The sequence below is a fragment of the Pacificispira spongiicola genome (genome assembly GCF_012926505.1).
GTDB lineage: Bacteria > Pseudomonadota > Alphaproteobacteria > UBA8366 > Aestuariispiraceae > Pacificispira > Pacificispira spongiicola.
In genome coordinates, this window is sequence record NZ_JABBNT010000003.1 from 620,926 (window position 1) to 639,692 (window position 18,767).

Below are 18,767 nucleotides of genomic sequence, written 5' to 3' on the forward strand. Positions count from 1 at the left end.
ATTAGCGCGGGATAGCCGTCAGGCCGTCGGTGAAGACGATATGAGTCTTTCCGGCGTTTTCCGGATGGACGAAGCGAAAATTCTCCACAAAGCCCAGCTTTTCCGCGACCCGCTTCGACCGCAGGTGATCTTCCGCCATATGGATGACCAGGGGATCGATGTCCGCGCGGGCCCGTCCGACGGCCAGGATCGCGCGGGCCGCTTCCTCGCCGTAACCCTGGCCGTGATGGTCGGCATGCACGATATAGCCCAGATCGGTATAGGCCGATCCCTGCAATTCCATCGGCACCAGCCCGCAATCGCCGATCACCGCGCCGTCGGATTTCCGAACCAGGGCCCAGCGGCCCAGCTTCCGTTCCGCCCAGAGTTCCTGTGCCCAATCATGCCAGGATTTAATGTAGGCGTCGGATAGCGGCGCGGGCCATTGCTTCATGGTTTCCGCATGGCTGAGAATACCGTGCAGCACGGATAGCTCATCCGGTCCCCAGGGCCGGAGGATCAGACGGTCGCTTTCCGCGACGATGTCGGTGGTCATTATTTCGCGTCGTCCAGGGGTTTGGTTTGTTGCCAATGGTCCAGGACGGAATGGGCCTTGGCGCGGCCTTCTGTCAAGATCACCGGGGCGTCGGGCGTCGGCGCGGTCAATTCGATGACATATCCGTTCGGGTCCCGGAAATAGATCGACTGAATGAAGCCGTGATCCGCGACCCCGCGCGTTTCGCGACCGGCGGCCTTTCCCTTTTCGAACATTTCCAGCAGCGTTGCATGGTCGACCTGTAGCGCGATATGCAGGTCGTAATCGTGCTGATCCTTGAAATCGAAGGGGGAATTCGGAACCTCGAAGAAGGCCAGGAAGGACCCGTCCTGCATTTCGTAGAAGGAATGCAGGACGCGGGTCACGCGACCGGTCTTGGTTTCCTGAATTTCGAAGGCATGGGCCAGCGGCAGACCCAGGAAATCTTCGTAGAATCCGCGCGTTTCCTCGGAATCGCGACAGCGATACGCATTGTGATGCAGGCCTTGGATCATGGCGTCGTTTCCCCGGTCGTTTTGCAGCAGTATACCGGATCGCTCCGATTTGGACACCTTCGGGGCGGAAAGATTACCTCTGCCGCATCGGTTTCAGCGCATCGTAGTTGATGTGCCGGATTTCGCCGAAATCCTCCAGCGCGATACATTGCATGTAGCCTTCCCGGGCGACGGAAAGGGGGAACATGCCGAATTCCTCCGGCAGCATGAATTCGACATCATTGTCGCGCAGGGGGACATGGGTCTTGCCGTAAACGGGACTCCCTGTCGTGCGGACCAGGTCATAACCTTTTTGCCAGATGCTGGGTTCCGACGCGGCCATATCGAATTCGTCCAGCCAATGGCCGGTGAAATCGATGCGGGAGACCTGGACGATCTTGGTTCCGACCAGCCGATAGAAGACCCGCCCGGTTTCCAGTTCGATCTCGCTTATCACGATATAGGGCAGCAAGTCCTTGATTTCGGCGGGGTCCAAATCGCCGCGGGTCGGCCAGGCACCGGGCGCGCAAAGCGATTCCCAATAGCCGCGGAGCCGACCTATTCTTTCGGAGGAGACGAAACTGGACTCGTTTGAAAGATTCAACGCGATACAACCTGCTGTCTGGACGGACCTAGAATACTGACCCGTCAAATAGGATAGAGAAAGTTGCCACGCGACGGAACCCGAGAAATCACATCAGATCGATGGCGACATGGCGCCGTAATGTTTGGCGTGGCACAGCATCAAATGGTATTCAGTGTTCGTTCAGTGACGGTTTTCTGCGGGTTTCCCGCACTGCGATAGTTTGGCATGAATAAATACATCCCCGTATCCGATCTTGATGAAGCACCGCCTCGGCTAAGGTCCTTGCTGTCGTTTTGGGAAAGCGTGGCCGCCGACGGTGGAAGGCCGACGCGGGCGCAATTGACGCCGTTCAGCCTGCGGCCCTGGTTGGGGCATATCGACATTTATCGCACGGAACGAGACGGCGCGGATTTCAGATTGGTCTTGAACGGGACCGTCGTGGTGGAAAAGACAGGCGAGGACTGGACGGGCCGTACCGCGCAGGACGTGGACGACAAGTATAAGCTGACTCTCCTGGCGGACCTGCAGGACGTCTATGCCAGGAAGGTGCCGCGTGTGGATCGGATCACGCTGTTTCAGAAAGAATACGTGACCTGTTACCGTCTGCTCCTACCCGTTTGGGAGGAAGGGCGGGACGATAGAATCCGCGAGATTTTGCTGTCGCTGTTCTGGAGCAGCGACCCCCGGGACGACAGCGTCACGTTCCTGAAACTGACAACGGGCCCCTGATATTGAGAACGGGGACGCAAGGCGCCCCCGTTCCCGAGTCCCGACAAGTGTGGCCGGCTGTTACGTCCGGTTCGGTTACTTCCGGTTTTGACGCTGATCGATCAGGTTGTCGACCACGCCCGGATCGGCCAGCGTGGAGGTGTCCCCCAGGTTGGAGAATTCGTCTTCCGCGATCTTGCGCAGGATGCGGCGCATGATCTTGCCCGACCGGGTTTTCGGCAGGCCCGGCGCCCATTGCAGCCAGTCCGGGCTGGCGATCGGGCCGATTTCGTGGCGCACCCACTGCACCAGTTCCTTTTTCAGCGCATCCGTCGGTTCCACCCCGACATTCAGCGTGACATAGGCATAGATGCCCTGACCCTTGATGTCGTGCGGCGCGCCGACCACGGCGGCTTCGGCGACATCCTTGTGCAGAACCAACGCGCTTTCGACTTCCGCCGTGCCCATGCGGTGACCGGACACGTTGATCACGTCGTCGACGCGGCCCGTGATCCAGTAATAGCCGTCTTCGTCGCGGCGGCAGCCGTCCCCCGTGAAATACTTGCCGGGATAGGTGGTGAAATAGGTCTGGACGAAGCGTTCGTGGTCGCCATAGACGGTGCGCATCTGGCCGGGCCAGCTTTCGCTGATGCACAGATTGCCTTCCGTCGCGCCGTCCAGGACCTTGCCTTCGCCGTCGACGATTTCAGGCTGCACACCGAAGAACGGGCGGGTCGCCGATCCCGGCTTCAACGCCGTCGCGCCCGGCAGCGGGGTGATCAGGATGCCGCCGGTTTCCGTCTGCCACCACGTATCGACGATGGGGCAGCGTTTCTTGCCGACCACTTCGTAATACCAGATCCAGGCTTCCGGGTTGATCGGTTCGCCGACCGACCCCAGCAGACGCAGGCTGTCCAGCTTGCACTTCTCCACCGGGGCGTTGCCTTCGCGCATCAGTGCGCGAATCGCGGTCGGCGCGGTGTAGAAGGTGTTGACTTGGTGCTTGTCGCAGACCTGCCAGAAGCGGGACGCGTCGGGATAGCTCGGCACCCCTTCGAACATCAGCGAGATCGCCCCGTTGGCCAGCGGGCCATAGACGATATAGCTGTGGCCGGTGACCCAGCCGACATCCGCCGTGCACCAATAGACATCGCCGTCGTGATAGTCGAAGACATATTCATGCGTCATGGAGGCATAGACCATGTAGCCGCCGGTCGTGTGCAGCACGCCCTTCGGTTTCCCGGTCGAGCCGGAGGTGTACAGGATGAACAGCGGGTCTTCCGCGTTCATTTCCTCGCACGGGCAGTCGGCGGAGGCCGCTTCCGTCGCTTCGTGGTACCAGATGTCCCGGTTGTCGACCCAGTTGATCGCGCTGCCGGTGCGCTTCACCACGACGCAGGTCTTGACCGACGGGCAGTTTGCCAGGGCTTCGTCCGCGTTGGCTTTCAGGGGGACTTTCTTGCCGCCGCGCAGGCCTTCATCCGACGTGATGACGGCGACGCAATCGCTGTCCTGAATGCGTCCGGCCAGCGCATCCGGCGAAAAGCCGCCGAAGACGATGGAATGCACCGCGCCGATGCGCGCGCAAGCCAGCATGGCATAGGCCGCTTCCGGGATCATCGGCATATAAATGCAGACCCGGTCGCCTTTCTTCACGCCGCGCGCCTTCAGCACATTGGCGAGGCGGCAGACATGGCCGTGCAGATCGCGGTAGGTGATCTTGGCGTCGTCCGCCGGATCGTCACCTTCCCAAATGATCGCGGTCTGGTCTCCGCGCTTTTCCAGGTGACGATCAATGCAGTTATAGGCGGCGTTCAGCGTGCCGTCTTCGTACCATTTGATGGAAACGTTGTGCGGGTCGTAGCTGACATTCTTGACCTTGGTATACGGCTTGAACCAATCGATCCGCTTGCCGTGGTCGCCCCAGAACCCGTCCGGGTCCTTGACCGACCGGTCGTACATTTCCTGATACTTGGCGTCGTCGACCAGCGCGCGCGACGCGACCTCGGTCGGAACAGGAAAAATCTGTGCACTCATGTAGCGTTCCCCCTCACAAAGTACCGCCCACACGATCACTTCATGCGGCAGGCGGTGCGTTTCGCTGTTCGGATGTTACCGGCTGTCACGACGCCGGGCGGATTCTAAACGTCCGCTTCTTATCCAAGAATAGTGTCGACCATTTCAGACTTCAAATCGCAATTGGACCCTTCGTCGCATTGAATTGCAACTCGTTTGATGGATTCGAATTCCAGCAGATGGAAAAATCTCCGGATGCGACCCTGTGCCGCCATGTTTTCCTTCCGTGAATGGACATTGTTAACCTATTGTAAATAGACAAACAGGTACATGTGGGGAATCTGTGGGGACGTTTAATAAAGGAAGGCGGCCGTGACGAAATATGCCGTACAGCCGACGGGGCGGGAGGTTTTTTTCGACGATGAAGGCATCATCGTATCGAAGACCGATCTGAAGGGGCGGATCACCTACGCCAACGACGTGTTCATCGATGTCGCCGGTTATTCGGAAGCCGAGTTGCTGGGCCAGCCGCATTCCATCGTTCGCCATCCCGATATGCCGCGCTGCGTGTTCAAGTTGCTGTGGGATGTTCTGCATGCCCGTCAGGAAATCTTCGCCTATGTGAAGAACATGACAAAATACGGCGATCATTATTGGGTTTTCGCCCATGTCACCCCCAGCCTGAACGACAAGGGTGAGGTTATCAGCTATCACTCCAATCGGCGGGTGCCGACGCGTGAGGCTCTGGCGAAGATCGAACCGATCTATCAGGCGCTGCTTGCCGAAGAACAACGCCATGCAAATGCGAAGGAAGGTATGAACGCCGCCTTTGCCGTCATGGTCGATACAATCAAAAACACGGGGATGGCCTATGAAGAGTTCGTCTTCACACTCTGAACGACGGCGGGCCGCTCGGCGCGGTTTGCTCTGGCAGGCGCAATGGACCGCCGCGATCGGCGCCGCCGTGGTTGTCGTCGGTACGCTGGTCGGGTTCCTCGTCGATCACACTGTAGGCGCGGGCATAACCTTGGTCGGGGTCTTGCCGGTCGTCTATTCGATCATGGTCGTGGTCAAGGCCGGTCGAGACATTGGCCGGATTTCGGCTGTCTGCCGACAGGTCGGGCTGGGCGATATGGAAGCGCGTGTGATCCCGATGCCCGATGCCGGTCGGATCGGCACTCTGGCGCGCCAGATCAATCATATGATCGATGTGACCGACGCCTTCGTGCGCGAGGCGGAGGCCTCTCTGAATCATGTGTCCAAGGGGAAATATTTCCGCCGCATTCTTTTGCGCGGCATGCCGGGCGAATACCGTCGATCGGCGCATTCCATCAATTCCGCCGTGGAATTCATGCAAGGCCGCGACGGCAAGGTTCGTTCCATGGCGGACGAATTTGAATCCGGCGTGAAGGGTGTCGTCGATGTGCTGGCCTCCTCGGCGACACAGATGAAATCCACCGCGGCGGGGATGAGTCATCATGCCGCCGATGTCGGGCGCAAGACGGGCAGCGTCCGATCGACGGCGGAGGGCGCCACGAGCAATGTCGAAACCGTTGCCGCGGCGGCTGAGGAATTGGCGGCGTCGGTTCAGGAAATCACCCGATCCGTCGGTCATTCGAACGAGGCCGCCCAACGTGCGGTCACCGTGGCGGAGGAAGCGACGGCGGAGGTCGGCGGCCTGAAACAGGCGGCAGATCATATCGGCGACGTGGTCAGCCTGATCGCCGATATCGCGAACCAGACCAACCTTCTGGCGCTGAACGCGACGATCGAGGCCGCCCGTGCGGGTGAGGCGGGCAAAGGCTTTGCCGTCGTGGCGAACGAGGTGAAAAACCTGGCCAATCAGACCGCCAATGCGACGGAGGAAATCACCGCCCAGGTCGCACAGATGCAATCCGCGACCGGCTCGGCGGTCGGCGCCATCGAACGCATCGCCGAGGTTATTCAGGAAGTGCGGGATATCGCGACGACGATTTCCGCGGCGGTCGAGGAGCAAAGCGCGGCGACCAGCGAGATCGCCCGCAATGTCCAGGAAGCCGCCCACGGTACGCGCGAAGTGTCCGAAACCGTGTCGGAAGTCAGCGTCAGCGCGGAAGAAACCGGGCGTGCCGCGAACGATGTCCTGGACGCCGCAAGCGAATTGTCGACCCAAGCAGACCGTCTGGGCGCATCGGTCGATACCTTCCTGAAGACCATGCGCGGCGGCTGAGCCGGCGACTGTCTTTCCCGCGTTAGCCCGCCTTTCCGCGTTAGCCCGCCGTTAGGGTGCGGCGTACGGCATCGCGCCAGCCAGCCTTGCGGCGCTTTCGGGTTTCGGCATCCATCGTCGGTTCGAACCGGTGGTCCAGACGCCAGCTTTTTGCGAAACCGTCGCGGCCGGGCCAGATGCCGGCCTGCCGTCCGGCCAGCCACGCCGCGCCCAGGGCCGTCGTTTCCAGCACCTGCGGTCGGTCGACCGGCGCGTCCAGGATGTCCGCGATCTGTTGCAGGACAAGGTCGCTGGCCGTCATGCCGCCATCGACGCGCAGGACGGTTTCCGCCCCTTCCGATTCCGGCCAATCGCCATGCATGGCGTCCAACAGGTCGCCGGTTTGGAAGGCGACGGATTCCAGCGCGGCCCAGGCAAGCTCCGCCGGGCCGGTCGCCCGGGTCAGTCCGTATAGCGCGCCGCGCGCCTCCGCATCCCAATGCGGTGCGCCCAGACCGGTAAAGGCCGGAACCAGATAGACGGCCTGGTTAGGGTCGCGTTGCCGCGCCAGATCGCCGACCTGATCCGATCGTTCGATGAGGCCCAACCCGTCGCGCAGCCATTGCACGGCGGCCCCGGCAACGAAGATCGACCCTTCCAGGGCATAGGTCGGCACCCCATTCAGGCGATAGGCGACCGTGGTCAGCAGGCGGTTTTGCGAGGCGCAGGCGGTTTCCCCGGTATTCAACAGGGCGAAACAGCCGGTGCCATAGGTCGATTTCATCGATCCGGGGGTGAAGCAGGCCTGGCCCATGACGGCGGCTTGCTGATCCCCCGCGACACCGCGGATCGGCACCGGCACGCCCAGGATCTCCGGCAGGGTCGTGCCGAATTCGGCGGCGCTGTCCAACACATCCGGCATCATGGACCGCGGGACCCGGAACAGCCGCAGCAGATCGTCGTCCCAGTCCTGGCGGTGAATGTCGAACAGATTGGTGCGCGAGGCGTTGGTCGCGTCGGTCGCATGGACCGTGCCGCCTGTCAGATGCCAGATAACCCAGCTGTCCACCGTGCCGAAGGCGAGCTTTCCCGCCGCCGCCTTTTCCCGCGCACCGTCCACGTGATCCAGAATCCAAGAGGCCTTGGTCGCGGAGAAATACGGGTCGAGCAACAGCCCGGTCTTCGCGGTGACCTCCGCCTCGACCCCCTCGGCGCGCAGGGTCGCGCAGGTTTCCGCCGTGCGGCGGTCCTGCCACACGATGGCGCGATGCAACGCCTTGCCGGTTTCCCGATCCCAGACGACGGTGGTTTCCCGCTGATTGGTGATGCCGATTCCGCCGAGCGCGGAAGCTTCCACGCCGGCATCGGTCAGGGCTTGACGCATCGTGTCGATCGATGTGCGGATCAGATCGTCCGCTTCGTGTTCGACATAGCCTGAATTCGGGAAATGCTGCGCGAATTCCTGCTGGCCCGTGCCGATCAGCCGATAGTCGCCGTCAAAGACCAGCGAGCGTGTCGATGTCGTTCCCTGATCCAGGGCCAAAATCGGCCCTGTCATAGAATCCCCGCCATGGGACGTTCCTCACCCGTTGTCCTGCATCCAGCGGTCCAGGTTACCGGCTTCGTCCTTGGTCAGGCGCAGGCCCATCTTGGTCCGGCGCCAAAGAACGTCTTCCGCCGTCCTGGCCCATTCTTTTTCCATCAAGTAGCGAACTTCCGCTTCAAACAAATCCGCCCCGAAACAGTGCCCCAATCCGTCCGGACGGTCCAGGATCACCGCTGCCGCCGTGCCATAGTGCCGGATCAGACGGTCGATCGTTCGGTCGCCCAAGGACGGTTGTTTCGCGACATAGGATTTTCGGATCTCGTCGATATCGGCGACGCGGAAATCTCCGCCGGGCAGCGCGGCGCTTTCCGTCCAGACCGGCCCTTTGCGGCCCAGGAAGGTTTCGACCTTTTCCATCATGCTTTCCGCGAGACGGCGATAGGTCGTGATCTTGCCGCCGAAGATGTTGATCAGGGGCGGGCCGCCTGGAACCTCGTCCGCGCGCAGGACATAGTCGCGGGTCGCTTCCTGGGCGGCCCCCGCACCGTCGTCGTAGAGGGGACGGACGCCGGAATAGGTCCAAACGATGTCGTCGCGCGTGATCCGCCGGTCGAAATACCCATTCGCGCCCGCGATCAAATAATCGACTTCCTCGTCGCTGATCCCGAAATGATCCAGATCGCCGTCGAAATCCCGGTCGGTCGTGCCGATCAGGGTGAAATCCTGCTCATACGGGATGGCGAAGAAGATGCGTTTGTCCGCATTCTGGAAGATGTAGCAACGGTCGTGATCGTACAGTTTGCGGGTCACGATGTGACTGCCCTGAACCAGCCGGACATTATGCGCACCGTTGTCGCCGAGGGATCGGTTCAGGATGTGATCGACCCAGGGGCCGCCCGCATTGATCACCAGTTTCGCCGTAACCGTTTGTTCGGTGCCGTTGGCGACATCCTTCAAGTCGATGTGCCACAAACCATCGTCGCGACGCAGGCCGGTGCATTCCGTACGCGTCATGATATCCGCGCCGCGGTCGGCGGCGTCGCGGGCGTTCAGAACGGTCAGGCGCGCGTCCTGAACCCAACAATCCGAATATTCGAATCCCGTGGTAAATTCCGGCTTCAACGGCTCGCCCGCCGCGTCGCGACGCAGGTCCAGCGCCTTCGTCGGCGGCAGCCGTTTCCGCCCGCCCAGATGATCGTACAGAAACAGGCCCAGGCGCAGGAACCAGGCGGGGCGCAAGCCGCTGTGATGCGGCAGGACGAAACGCAGCGGCCAGATGATATGCGGTGCATTCGCCCACAGGCGTTCGCGTTCCATCAGGGATTCGCGCACAAGCCGGAATTCGTAATGTTCCAGATAGCGCAATCCGCCATGGATCAGTTTTGTCGAGCCGGAGGATGTGCCGCTGGCAAGATCGTTCTTTTCGCACAGGCCGACGGAATAGCCGCGCCCCACCGCATCGCGGGCGATGCCGCATCCGTTGATGCCGCCGCCGATGACGAAAATATCGTAAACCCGATCCGCGCTCATACGCCGACGTCTCCCGCATTCCGGTCGACGGGATCGTCGGTTTCCTCCAGCCCCTCGTCTGCGTCGAAACAGGTTTCGACCTGAATGCCGTTCTGACGGCAGATATCGGCCAGGGCGTCGGGCAAAGGCCGGTCCGTGACGAAGATGTCGATTTCCGCAAGCTGCGCGATCTGGACCGGGGCGCTGCGTCCGAATTTCATCCGGTCGGCCACCAGGATCGTCTTGCGTGCCTGCCGGATGATTTCCTGCGATACCCGCACTTCCCGATAGTCGTAATCCAGAATCGCCCCGTCCGCATCGATCGCGGATGCGCCGATCACCGCGTAATCCACCCGAAACTGACGCATGAATTCGACCGCCGATTCCCCAACGATACCACCGTCGGACGGGCGCACGATGCCGCCGGCAATGATGACTTCCGTTCCCTGAACACCGCGCAGGATATTCGCGACATTGATGTTGTTTGTGACAGCCATGATGCCGCGGTGTTGACGCATGGCCAGCGCGACCTGTTCGGTCGTCGTGCCGATGTTCAGGATGACGGAACTGTTGTCCGGGATCAGCGACGCGGCACGTTCGCCGATGCGCTGTTTTTCATCCGCCGCCAGGGATCGGCGCGAATGATAGGCAAGGTTGCTGGCGCCCGATGGATACAGGGCGCCGCCGTGAACCCGCTGCAGCAGTTTGCGGTCGCTTAGGTCGTTCAGGTCCTTACGGATCGTTTGCACGGAAACGTCGAAGGCCACGGCCAGCGCATCCACCTGCACCCGGCCATCCTGTCGGGCCTGCGCCAGAATCTGCGCATGTCTGGGCGGCAACGCCTCCATAATCCTCCCGCCTTTCGTTTTCTTTCGTTTTTATTTTCGCATTGCACAATAAGCGCGTATCAGGGCCATTATCTCCCCGATATGCACCCAAAAACAACTATTTTATTTTCGTATTGACGCGTTTTTAGTTTCGTTTGATAGTGGTCGCATAACGAATAAATCTAGGGAGGTAACTTAAAATGCGAAGAGGACTGATCGCGTCTGTTGCGATCGTCGCGGTGATGGCCGTTACCGGTGCCGCACAGGCCGGAGAAGCCGAAGCCGAAAAGTGGATCGATAGCGAATTTCAGCCGTCGGCCCTGACGAAAGACCAGCAGATGGAAGAGATGGAATGGTTCATCAAGGCTGCTGAACCGTTCAAGGGGATGGAGATCAACGTACTCTCCGAAACCATTCCGACGCATGAATACGAGTCCAAGGTTCTCACCAAAGCGTTCGAAGAAATTACGGGAATCAAGGTCAACCATCAGCTTCTCGGCGAAGGGGAAGTGGTGCAGGCGGTTCAGACGCAGATGCAGACGAACCGGAACCTGTATGACGCCTATGTCAATGACAGCGATCTGATCGGCACGCATTCGCGCCTGCAGCTTGCGGTTAACCTGTCCGACTTCATGGCGGGCGACGGCAAGGACGTCACCAACCCGATGTTGGATTTGGACGACTTCATGGGCCGGTCCTTCACCACCGGGCCGGACGGCAAGCTGTACCAGCTGCCGGATCAGCAGTTCGCGAACCTGTATTGGTTCCGCAAGGACTGGTTCGACCGCCCGGAGATCAAATCCGCGTTCAAGGAAAAATACGGCTACGAACTGGGCGTTCCGGTTAACTGGTCGGCCTATGAGGATATCGCCGAATTCTTCACCAACGATGTGAAGGAAATCGACGGCGTCCGCGTTTATGGCCACATGGATTACGGCAAGCGCGCGCCCGATCTGGGCTGGCGTATGACCGATGCGTGGCTGTCCATGGCCGGTGCCGGGTCCAAGGGCCTGCCGAACGGTCGCCCGATCGACGAATGGGGCATCCGCATGGAAGCCGACAGCTGCAACCCGTCCGGCGCGTCCGTCAGCCGCGGCGGTGCGACCAACGGCCCGGCCGCGGTCTATGCAATCCGCAAATGGGACGAATGGCTGCGTCAGTATGCGCCTCCGGGGGCTGCCGATTATGACTTCTATCAGTCCCTCCCGGCGTTGAGCCAGGGTAACGTGGCCCAGCAGATATTCTGGTATACGGCGTTCACCGCGTCCATGGTCGCGCCGAAATCGGACGGCAACAATACGGTCGACGACGAAGGCACGCCGCTGTGGCGCATGGCCCCGTCGCCGCACGGCCCGTATTGGGAAGAAGGCCAGAAGCTCGGCTATCAGGACACGGGTTCCTGGACGCTGTTCAAGTCGACCCCGCTGGATCGCCAGAAGGCGGCCTGGCTGTATGCTCAGTTCGTCGTGTCCAAGACCGTCGACGTCCGCAAGAGCCATGTCGGCATCACCTTCATCCGCGACAGCACGGTGCGGCATGAAAGCTTTACCGAACGTGCACCGAAGCTCGGTGGCTTGGTTGAGTTCTATCGGTCCCCGGACCGCGTGAACTGGACCCCGACCGGCGTCAACGTTCCCGACTACCCCAAGCTTGCCCAGCTCTGGTGGCAGAATATCGGTGACGTGAACTCCGGTACCTTTACCCCTCAGGAAGCCATGGACCGTCTCGCCGGTGAGATGGATCAGGTTATGTCCCGCATGCAGCGGGCGGACGAAGCCAACAACACCTATGGCGGTTGTGGCCCGCGTCTGAACGAGGAAAAGGACCCGAGCGAATGGCTCGGCAAGGGCGGCGCGAAGGCGAAACTCGCCAACGAAAAGCCGCAGGGCGAAACCGTCAACTATGACGAACTCGTCAAACGCTGGGCGTCCAATTGAGGTGACGCGTAAGGACCGGCCCGGGGACCTCACCCCGGGCCGGACCTTTCCGTGGTATAATTCGCCAATCGCTTTCTTTCGTCGATTTTCGAAATGATTGATCACCGCCCCGGCGACCCGGCAGGGACGTCTGACCAAGGGTGTCAGTTGGGGGCAACCGCGTAGGATCGGTACGGTATGACGCTTGAACTCAAGGGAATTGAGAAAACGGTCGGGGAGGAAGTCCATATCCACCCGACGGACCTGACGTTGGAGGCTGGCAGTTTCAATATCCTGCTGGGCACCACGCTGTCGGGGAAAACCACGCTGATGCAGTTGATGGCGGGGCTGGACCGTCCGACAGGCGGGCGGTTGTTCGTCGATGGCCGGGATGTGACCGGTATGCGGGTCCAGGACCGCAATGTGTCCATGGTCTATCAGCAATTCATCAACTATCCGAACTGGTCCGTGTTCGAAAACATCGCCTCGCCCCTGCGCGTCGCGAAGGTATCGGAATCGGAAATCAAAGCGCGCGTCGGCCAAATGGCGGAGCTGTTGAAACTGTCGGCCATGCTGGACCGCCGGCCGTCGGAACTGTCCGGCGGACAGCAGCAGCGCACGGCCATGGCCCGCGCGCTGGTGAAGGATTCGGGCCTGTTGCTGTTGGACGAGCCGCTGGCCAACCTGGATTTCAAATTGCGCGAGGAATTGCGCGAGGAATTGCCGAAGCTGTTCGCCGACCGGGACTGCGTCGTGGTTTACGCGACGACCGAACCGACGGAAGCCCTGTTGCTGGGTGGGAAGACGGCGACCCTGCATGAAGGCCGCGTGACGCAATTCGGAACCACGGGCGATATCTACCGTACCCCCAAGGACGTGATCAGCGCCAAGGTATTTTCCGAGCCGCCGATCAACACAGCGACAATCCGCAAGCATGACGGGCGGATCACGCTCGGCGCGGTGGCGAGTTGGGATCCTCCCGCCCATCTTGCCGCCGTGCCGGACGGGGATTATGAACTGGGCCTTCGGCCGCATCATATCTCGCCGGTGCCGGGGGAAGGTCGCGATGTAAAGATCGCGGGAGAAGTTCTGGTCACGGAACTCAGCGGGTCCGAAAGCACCGTCCATATCCGCGTCGGGAACGAAACCTGGGTGTCCCTGTCGCACGGCATCCATGCCTTCAATGTCGGGGCGACGGCGGAACTCTACGCCGATATGCGCCACGCCTATTATTTCGGGGCGGATGGCGCCCTGATCGCCGGATAAGGAGGGGGCCGATGGCAAAAATCACGCTCGACGGCATCCGCCACAGCTATATGGAAAACCCGGTCGAAGAAGCGGATTGGGCGTTGAAGCAGGTCGATCTGACCTGGGACGACGGCGGCGCCTATGCCTTGCTGGGGCCGTCCGGCTGCGGGAAGACGACACTGCTCAACATCATCTCCGGCCTTCTGCGGCCCCGGCGCGGCAGCATTCTGTTCGACGAGACGGATGTCACGCCTCTGCCGCCGGATCAGCGTCATATCGCGCAGGTGTTTCAGTTCCCCGTCGTCTACGACACGATGACTGTCTATGACAATCTGGCCTTTCCCCTGCGCAATCGCGGGGTCGATCCGGCGACGGTCGATAAGCGGGTTCGAGAAGTCGCGGAATTCATCGACATGTCCCACCGCCTGAAGGAACGGGCGAAGGGCCTGACCGCCGACGGGAAGCAGAAGATTTCCCTGGGCCGCGGTCTGGTTCGGACGGACGTGAACGTCATCATGTTCGACGAACCGCTGACCGTCATCGACCCGCATCTGAAATGGCAGCTTCGCTCCAAGCTGAAGGAGCTGCATCAGCGGGTGAAGCGGACGATGATTTATGTGACCCATGACCAGACGGAAGCGCTGACCTTCGCGGATAAGGTCGTGGTGATGAATCTGGGCGAGGTGGTGCAGGTCGGCACGCCGGTCGAACTGTTCGAAAAGCCGCACCACACCTTCGTCGGCCACTTTATCGGCTCGCCGGGGATGAATGTGCTGCCCTGCGCGCTGGACAACGGAAAACCGATCCTGGCCGGACAGCCGGTCGCCATCGCCAATCAAGCGAAGGGAACGGACGGGAAAAGCCTGGAAATCGGCATTCGCCCGGAATTCGTCAGTTTCAGTGGCCCAAATGAAGAGGGGGGCCTGCCGGTGCAGATTTCGAAGGTCAGCGATGCCGGCCGGTTCCGTATCGTGGAAACGAAATGCGACGGCCAGACGGTTCGCCTGCTGGTCGGTGAAGGCAAGGAAATCCCCAGCGACGGCGCACGGTTGCGCTTCGATCCGGCGAATACGCGATTGTATGCCGACGGCTGGCTGGCGGAATAGGGAGAGGCACGATGAACAAGACAGTCAATCAAAAGGCCTGGCTCTTCGTCCTGCCGGTTTTCGTTCTGGTCGCCTTCAACGCCATCATCCCGTTGATGACGGTGGTGAACTATTCCGTTCAGGAAACCTTCGGCGACAACACGTTCTTCTGGTCCGGTGTGTTGTGGTTCGAGGAGGTGCTGAATTCCGAACGCTTCCACGACAGCCTGTTCCGGCAGTTGATGTTCACCTTCTCCATTCTAGCGATCGAAATCCCATTGGGTATCGCCATTGCGCTGACCATGCCGCGCAAGGGGCCGTGGGTACCGGTTTGCCTCGTCCTCATGGCCTTGCCGTTGCTGATTCCGTGGAACGTGGTCGGCGCGATGTGGAACATCTTCGCCCTGCCGGATATCGGCTTTCTGGGCTATGTCCTGAATGCATTGGGCTTCGACTACAACTTCACGCGTCAACCCGGGGATGCGTGGTTCACGCTGATCCTAATGGATGTCTGGCATTGGACTTCACTGGTCGTGCTGCTGTCCTATGCCGGGTTGGTGTCGATCCCCGACGCCTATTATCAGGCGGCGAAGATCGACGGGGCGAAGGGATGGGCCATCTTCCGCCATATCCAATTGCCGAAGATGAAGCGCGTCCTGACCATCGCGGTGCTGCTGCGCTTCATGGACAGTTTCATGATCTATACCGAGGCATCGGTGCTGACCGGCGGCGGCCCGGGGAATTCAACCACGGTTCTGTCCATCGATCTGGTGAAGATCGCGCTGGGTCAGTTCGATCTGGGCCCGGCGGCGGCGATGTCGCTGATCTATTTCCTGATCATCCTGCTGCTCAGCTGGGTGTTTTACACGCTGATGATGCGGAACGAGGAGAGCTGAGCCATGCGGAAATCCTGGATCGTTCCGACTGCCTATATCGCCTTTCTGATGTTGCCGATCTATTGGCTGGTCAACATGTCGTTCAAGACCACCAATGAGATCCTGGGCGGGTTCAGCCTGTATCCGAAGGAATTCACTCTGGATAATTACGTCACGATCTTCACGGATCCGACGTGGTATATGGGCTATGTGAATTCGTTGACCTATGTCGGGATCAATACGGTCCTGTCGGTCGCGGTGGCGCTTCCGGCGGCGTACGCGTTCAGCCGCTATCGCTTCGTCGGGGACAAGCATCTGTTCTTCTGGCTGCTGACCAACCGCATGGCGCCGCCCGCCGTGTTCGCCCTGCCGTTCTTCCAACTGTATTCGGCGGTCGGGCTGTTCGATACGCATATCGCCGTCGCCCTGTCGCATACGCTGTTCAACATTCCGTTGGCGGTCTGGATTCTGGAAGGGTTCATGTCCGGCGTGCCGAAGGAACTGGATGAAACCGCCTATGTCGATGGGCATTCCTTCTGGGGTTTCTTCCTGAAGATCTTCATTCCGACCATCGCGGCGGGGATCGGCGTCGCCTGCTTCTTCTGCTTCATGTTCTCCTGGGTTGAATTGCTGTTGGCGAAGACGCTGACGGCGGTGGAAGCGAAACCCATCGCCGCGACCATGACAAGGACGGCCAGTACGTCCGGCTATGAACTGGGGTTGCTGGCCGCCGCGGGAACGCTGACCATCGTGCCGGGGGCTTTCGTGATCTATTTCGTGCGCAACTACATCGCCAAGGGTTTTGCCCTTGGCCGCGTGTAAGGGAGGGCTGGTCCCATGAACATGACCTGGATGGCCTGGACCTGGCCGACAGCCGCCTTCTTCGTCTTCATTGCCTGCTGTCTGGCGACGATGACGGTCCTGGAACTGAAACGTCCCGGCGGCGCGCCCCGGCGCGGCATTCTGGGCCTGGACACGACGCGCGGAGACCGGCTGTTCATCTGGCTATTGGGCAGCGCCTTCATTTTCCTGTTCTGGCTCGGCTTCTTCGGAACGCCGCTCTATGCCCCGCTCGCCATCGCGTTGTGTTGGGGTTTTGTGACATTCCGCTGGGTGTGAAAAGCAGCCATTGACGCCGGTTGAGCGTCCCGGCTAAGTGCCCGGGCGATGAACCGATCCGTCCTGAAAGATTACCGTCTTTGGTGTTTGGCCGTCGCCGAGACCTTGGTCTGGGCGGGGTTCTATTATTTCTTCCCGGCCATGCTGCTGCGCTGGGAAGGGGATTTCGGGTGGACGCGAGGAGAAACCACCTTGGCCGCGACCTGCGCGCTGGTGACCTCCGCCCTCGCGGCACCCCGGATCGGGCGTTTGATCGACGGCGACCGGGGTCGATTGGTCCTGACCGGCAGCGCGGTTATGGGGGCCTTTCTGTTGATCGCCCTGACACAAGTCGACAGTCGACCGGCCTTTATCGCGGTCTGGGTCGGCCTCGGCCTTGCGATGGGCGGCTGTCTTTATGAACCCTGTTTCGCCTTCCTGACCCATCAGCGCGGCGGCAATGCCGGTCCCGCGATCACCGTCATCACCCTGGTGGCGGGATTCGCCGGTAGCCTGTCCTTTCCGCTATCCAACGCCATCGCGGATATGGCCGGGTGGCGCAGCGCGGCGCTGGCCTTTGCCGGGATGGTGCTGGTGGTCGCGGTGCCTCTGTTCTGGATCGGCACGGCAATGCGCGATGGGGAAGGACCACTGCCGCACGAACGGGGCGGGCACGGCGCATCGGCATTGAAACACGCGATGCGGCGTCCCGTTTTCTGGCTGCTGGCGATCGGCTTTTCGACAATCGCGCTCAATCACGGGATGATCGTCAATCACCTGCTGCCGCTGCTTGCCGAACGGCAGGTCGACGGCACGGTCGCTGTTGCGGCGATCTCGCTGATCGGGGTGCTGCAGGTCGTCGGGCGAATCGTCATGATCCTGGCGGAACGCCGCGTCGGCATGGTGGGAATCTGTGGGGCCAGCTTTCTGGTCATCGCAGTGGCGGGCGTTCTATTGTCCGCGGCCTATTGGGGACCGGTCGGCGGCGCGGTCGCCTTGCTGTTCTGTTTCGTGACCCTGCAGGGCGCGGGCTATGGCGTGACCAGTATTACGCGGCCGGTCGTGACCGCGCAGTTGTTGGGACGCCGCGGCTTCGGCAGCATTTCCGGCGCGATGGCGCTTCCCTTCGTCGCCTGCACCGCGATTTCTCCATCGGTCGGTAGCGCGATCTGGTCCTGGGGAGGCTACGGTGTTTTAACCGTCGGTCTCGTATTCTTGATCCTGTTCGGCTTTCTTTGCTTCACCATCGCCGTCTATAGTGCGAAACGTCTTCCTGACCCGCCCGCCTAATCTTTCCGGAGCACGCCCCATGAGTTTTGAGTTCGACATCGCCTTCCTGCTGCCTTTTGCCATTGCATTGATTGCGACCGGCGCGGTGGCGGGTACATTGGCCGGCTTGTTAGGCGTGGGCGGCGGGATCGTCATCGTGCCGATTCTGGTGTTGCTGTTCCCCTATTTCGGTATTCCGGAAGACATCCGTATGCATTTGGCGGTCGGAACCTCGCTGGCGACCATCGTGCCGACGGGACTTTCTTCCGCACGATCCCATTGGCGGCGCGGCGGGGTGGACCCGGAATTGCTGAAGCTGCTGGGGCCGTGGGTCGTTCTGGGCGTGTTGATCGGTGTCGTGATCGGCGCGCGCGCAGGCGGCGACGCGTTGCGGTCGGTCTTTGCCGCGGTCGCCGCCTTGGTCGCCGCGCAAATGGCGTTTGGTCGCGAAGGTATGCAAATCGCCGACAAGCTGCCGTCTTGGCCGGGGCGTGCCTTGATGGGCGGCTTCATCGGCGGATTCAGCGTCGTTATGGGGATCGGCGGTGGGACGTTGGGCGTGACCAGCATGACCCTGTTCGGGGTGCCGATCCGGCGGGCCGTCGGGACGGCGGCGGCGCTGGGGCCGATCATCGCGCTGCCGGGCGTGGTGGGTTTCATCATCGCGGGATTGGGCGAACCGGATCTGCCGCCCTACAGCCTCGGCTATGCGAATCTCGTCGCCTTTGCCATGATCGTGCCGTCGACCATCCTTTTCGCACCGGTCGGGGCGAAGCTGGCGCATACCATTTCACCGAAATTGCTGCGTAAGGCCTTTGCGCTGTTCCTGTTCGTCACCGCCTGCCGGATGGCGTGGTCGGTCCTGACCTGACGGATTAATTTCCGCCG

General features: G+C 61.0%; 18 protein-coding genes. 11 read left to right on the forward strand and 7 right to left on the reverse strand.

The window, feature by feature from the left end:
- Nucleotide 1: 1 nt before the first annotated feature.
- The 3 genes from HH303_RS12455 to HH303_RS12465 all read right to left on the reverse strand — a co-directional run bounded on the left by HH303_RS12455 (nt 2) and on the right by HH303_RS12465 (nt 1,612).
- Complete coding sequence (locus tag HH303_RS12455) at nt 2-535, reverse strand: GNAT family N-acetyltransferase (RefSeq protein ID WP_169625645.1); 534 nt, start codon at nt 533-535, stop codon at nt 2-4.
- Nucleotides 535-1,029: a VOC family protein gene (locus tag HH303_RS12460; RefSeq protein ID WP_169625646.1), complete on the reverse strand. Its 495-nt coding sequence runs from the start codon at nt 1,027-1,029 to the stop codon at nt 535-537. The genes HH303_RS12455 and HH303_RS12460 overlap by 1 nt, the downstream gene beginning before the upstream one ends.
- Before the next feature lie 73 nt (nt 1,030-1,102).
- A complete protein-coding gene (locus tag HH303_RS12465) occupies nt 1,103-1,612 on the reverse strand; it encodes a PAS domain-containing protein (RefSeq protein WP_169625647.1) in 510 nt (169 codons plus the stop codon).
- 285 nt (nt 1,613-1,897) lie between these two features.
- Here HH303_RS12465 and HH303_RS12470 point away from each other — a divergent pair, with 285 nt between their 5' ends.
- Nucleotides 1,898-2,323 (forward strand): hypothetical protein, encoded by a 426-nt coding sequence (locus tag HH303_RS12470; RefSeq protein ID WP_169625648.1) that lies wholly within the window; start codon nt 1,898-1,900, stop codon nt 2,321-2,323.
- Nucleotides 2,324-2,398: 75 nt separating this feature from the next.
- Here the strand turns inward: HH303_RS12470 and acs are convergent, their stop codons facing one another.
- Nucleotides 2,399-4,339, reverse strand: coding sequence for an acetate--CoA ligase (acs, locus tag HH303_RS12475; protein WP_169625649.1), 1,941 nt, complete (start codon nt 4,337-4,339; stop codon nt 2,399-2,401).
- Nucleotides 4,340-4,690: 351 nt separating this feature from the next.
- On the opposite strand from acs, the gene HH303_RS12480 reads away from it, so the two are divergent.
- On the forward strand, nt 4,691-5,215 hold the full coding sequence (locus HH303_RS12480) for a PAS domain-containing protein (RefSeq protein ID WP_169625650.1): 525 nt from the start codon (nt 4,691-4,693) through the stop codon (nt 5,213-5,215).
- Nucleotides 5,190-6,527, forward strand: a complete 1,338-nt coding sequence (locus HH303_RS20300) for a methyl-accepting chemotaxis protein (protein WP_169625651.1) — start codon at nt 5,190-5,192, stop codon at nt 6,525-6,527. The genes HH303_RS12480 and HH303_RS20300 overlap by 26 nt, the downstream gene beginning before the upstream one ends.
- Before the next feature lie 40 nt (nt 6,528-6,567).
- Here the strand turns inward: HH303_RS20300 and glpK are convergent, their stop codons facing one another.
- The 3 genes from glpK to HH303_RS12500 are packed head-to-tail and all read right to left on the reverse strand — an operon-like array spanning nt 6,568 to nt 10,409.
- Nucleotides 6,568-8,064 carry a glycerol kinase GlpK gene (gene glpK / locus HH303_RS12490; protein WP_169625652.1) on the reverse strand — a complete coding sequence of 499 codons (1,497 nt, stop codon included), beginning with the start codon at nt 8,062-8,064 and terminating at the stop codon, nt 6,568-6,570.
- 24 nt (nt 8,065-8,088) lie between these two features.
- Nucleotides 8,089-9,582 carry a glycerol-3-phosphate dehydrogenase gene (glpD, locus tag HH303_RS12495; protein ID WP_169625653.1) on the reverse strand — a complete coding sequence of 498 codons (1,494 nt, stop codon included), beginning with the start codon at nt 9,580-9,582 and terminating at the stop codon, nt 8,089-8,091.
- Complete coding sequence (locus HH303_RS12500; protein ID WP_169625654.1) at nt 9,579-10,409, reverse strand: DeoR/GlpR family DNA-binding transcription regulator; 831 nt, start codon at nt 10,407-10,409, stop codon at nt 9,579-9,581. Before HH303_RS12500 ends, glpD begins: the two co-directional genes overlap by 4 nt.
- A 179-nt stretch (nt 10,410-10,588) precedes the next feature.
- Here HH303_RS12500 and HH303_RS12505 point away from each other — a divergent pair, with 179 nt between their 5' ends.
- The 8 genes from HH303_RS12505 (at nt 10,589) to HH303_RS12540 (ending at nt 18,750) form a co-directional block, all read left to right on the forward strand.
- Nucleotides 10,589-12,325 (forward strand): ABC transporter substrate-binding protein, encoded by a 1,737-nt coding sequence (locus HH303_RS12505; protein ID WP_169625655.1) that lies wholly within the window; start codon nt 10,589-10,591, stop codon nt 12,323-12,325.
- 177 nt (nt 12,326-12,502) lie between these two features.
- Nucleotides 12,503-13,570 carry an ABC transporter ATP-binding protein gene (locus tag HH303_RS12510; RefSeq protein ID WP_169625656.1) on the forward strand — a complete coding sequence of 356 codons (1,068 nt, stop codon included), beginning with the start codon at nt 12,503-12,505 and terminating at the stop codon, nt 13,568-13,570.
- An 11-nt stretch (nt 13,571-13,581) separates the two neighbouring features.
- Complete coding sequence (locus HH303_RS12515) at nt 13,582-14,658, forward strand: ABC transporter ATP-binding protein (RefSeq protein ID WP_169625657.1); 1,077 nt, start codon at nt 13,582-13,584, stop codon at nt 14,656-14,658.
- Nucleotides 14,659-14,669: 11 nt separating this feature from the next.
- On the forward strand, nt 14,670-15,533 hold the full coding sequence (locus HH303_RS12520) for a carbohydrate ABC transporter permease (protein WP_169625658.1): 864 nt from the start codon (nt 14,670-14,672) through the stop codon (nt 15,531-15,533).
- Between the two features lie 3 nt (nt 15,534-15,536).
- On the forward strand, nt 15,537-16,334 hold the full coding sequence (locus tag HH303_RS12525; RefSeq protein WP_169625659.1) for a carbohydrate ABC transporter permease: 798 nt from the start codon (nt 15,537-15,539) through the stop codon (nt 16,332-16,334).
- 15 nt (nt 16,335-16,349) lie between these two features.
- Nucleotides 16,350-16,631, forward strand: coding sequence for a DUF2160 domain-containing protein (locus HH303_RS12530; protein ID WP_227421745.1), 282 nt, complete (start codon nt 16,350-16,352; stop codon nt 16,629-16,631).
- 48 nt (nt 16,632-16,679) lie between these two features.
- Nucleotides 16,680-17,900: an MFS transporter gene (locus tag HH303_RS12535; RefSeq protein WP_169625660.1), complete on the forward strand. Its 1,221-nt coding sequence runs from the start codon at nt 16,680-16,682 to the stop codon at nt 17,898-17,900.
- Nucleotides 17,901-17,919: 19 nt separating this feature from the next.
- Nucleotides 17,920-18,750, forward strand: a complete 831-nt coding sequence (locus tag HH303_RS12540; RefSeq protein ID WP_169625661.1) for a sulfite exporter TauE/SafE family protein — start codon at nt 17,920-17,922, stop codon at nt 18,748-18,750.
- The last annotated feature ends 17 nt before the right edge of the window (nt 18,751-18,767 follow it).

Excerpts from the sequence above, each read along its gene's own strand:
- HH303_RS12505 (WP_169625655.1), top strand. The coding sequence starts at position 10,589 with ATGCGAAGAGGACTGATCGCGTCTGTTGCGATCGTCGCGGTGATGGCC.
- HH303_RS12510 (WP_169625656.1), top strand. The coding sequence starts at position 12,503 with ATGACGCTTGAACTCAAGGGAATTGAGAAAACGGTCGGGGAGGAAGTC.
- HH303_RS12520 (WP_169625658.1), top strand. The coding sequence starts at position 14,670 with ATGAACAAGACAGTCAATCAAAAGGCCTGGCTCTTCGTCCTGCCGGTT.
- glpD (WP_169625653.1), bottom strand. The coding sequence starts at position 9,582 with ATGAGCGCGGATCGGGTTTACGATATTTTCGTCATCGGCGGCGGCATC.
- HH303_RS12455 (WP_169625645.1), bottom strand. The coding sequence starts at position 535 with ATGACCACCGACATCGTCGCGGAAAGCGACCGTCTGATCCTCCGGCCC.
- HH303_RS20300 (WP_169625651.1), top strand. The coding sequence starts at position 5,190 with ATGAAGAGTTCGTCTTCACACTCTGAACGACGGCGGGCCGCTCGGCGC.
- HH303_RS12535 (WP_169625660.1), top strand. The coding sequence starts at position 16,680 with ATGAACCGATCCGTCCTGAAAGATTACCGTCTTTGGTGTTTGGCCGTC.
- glpK (WP_169625652.1), bottom strand. The coding sequence starts at position 8,064 with ATGACAGGGCCGATTTTGGCCCTGGATCAGGGAACGACATCGACACGC.
- HH303_RS12530 (WP_227421745.1), top strand. The coding sequence starts at position 16,350 with ATGAACATGACCTGGATGGCCTGGACCTGGCCGACAGCCGCCTTCTTC.
- HH303_RS12460 (WP_169625646.1), bottom strand. The coding sequence starts at position 1,029 with ATGATCCAAGGCCTGCATCACAATGCGTATCGCTGTCGCGATTCCGAG.
- acs (WP_169625649.1), bottom strand. The coding sequence starts at position 4,339 with ATGAGTGCACAGATTTTTCCTGTTCCGACCGAGGTCGCGTCGCGCGCG.
- HH303_RS12500 (WP_169625654.1), bottom strand. The coding sequence starts at position 10,409 with ATGGAGGCGTTGCCGCCCAGACATGCGCAGATTCTGGCGCAGGCCCGA.
- HH303_RS12525 (WP_169625659.1), top strand. The coding sequence starts at position 15,537 with ATGCGGAAATCCTGGATCGTTCCGACTGCCTATATCGCCTTTCTGATG.
- HH303_RS12540 (WP_169625661.1), top strand. The coding sequence starts at position 17,920 with ATGAGTTTTGAGTTCGACATCGCCTTCCTGCTGCCTTTTGCCATTGCA.
- HH303_RS12515 (WP_169625657.1), top strand. The coding sequence starts at position 13,582 with ATGGCAAAAATCACGCTCGACGGCATCCGCCACAGCTATATGGAAAAC.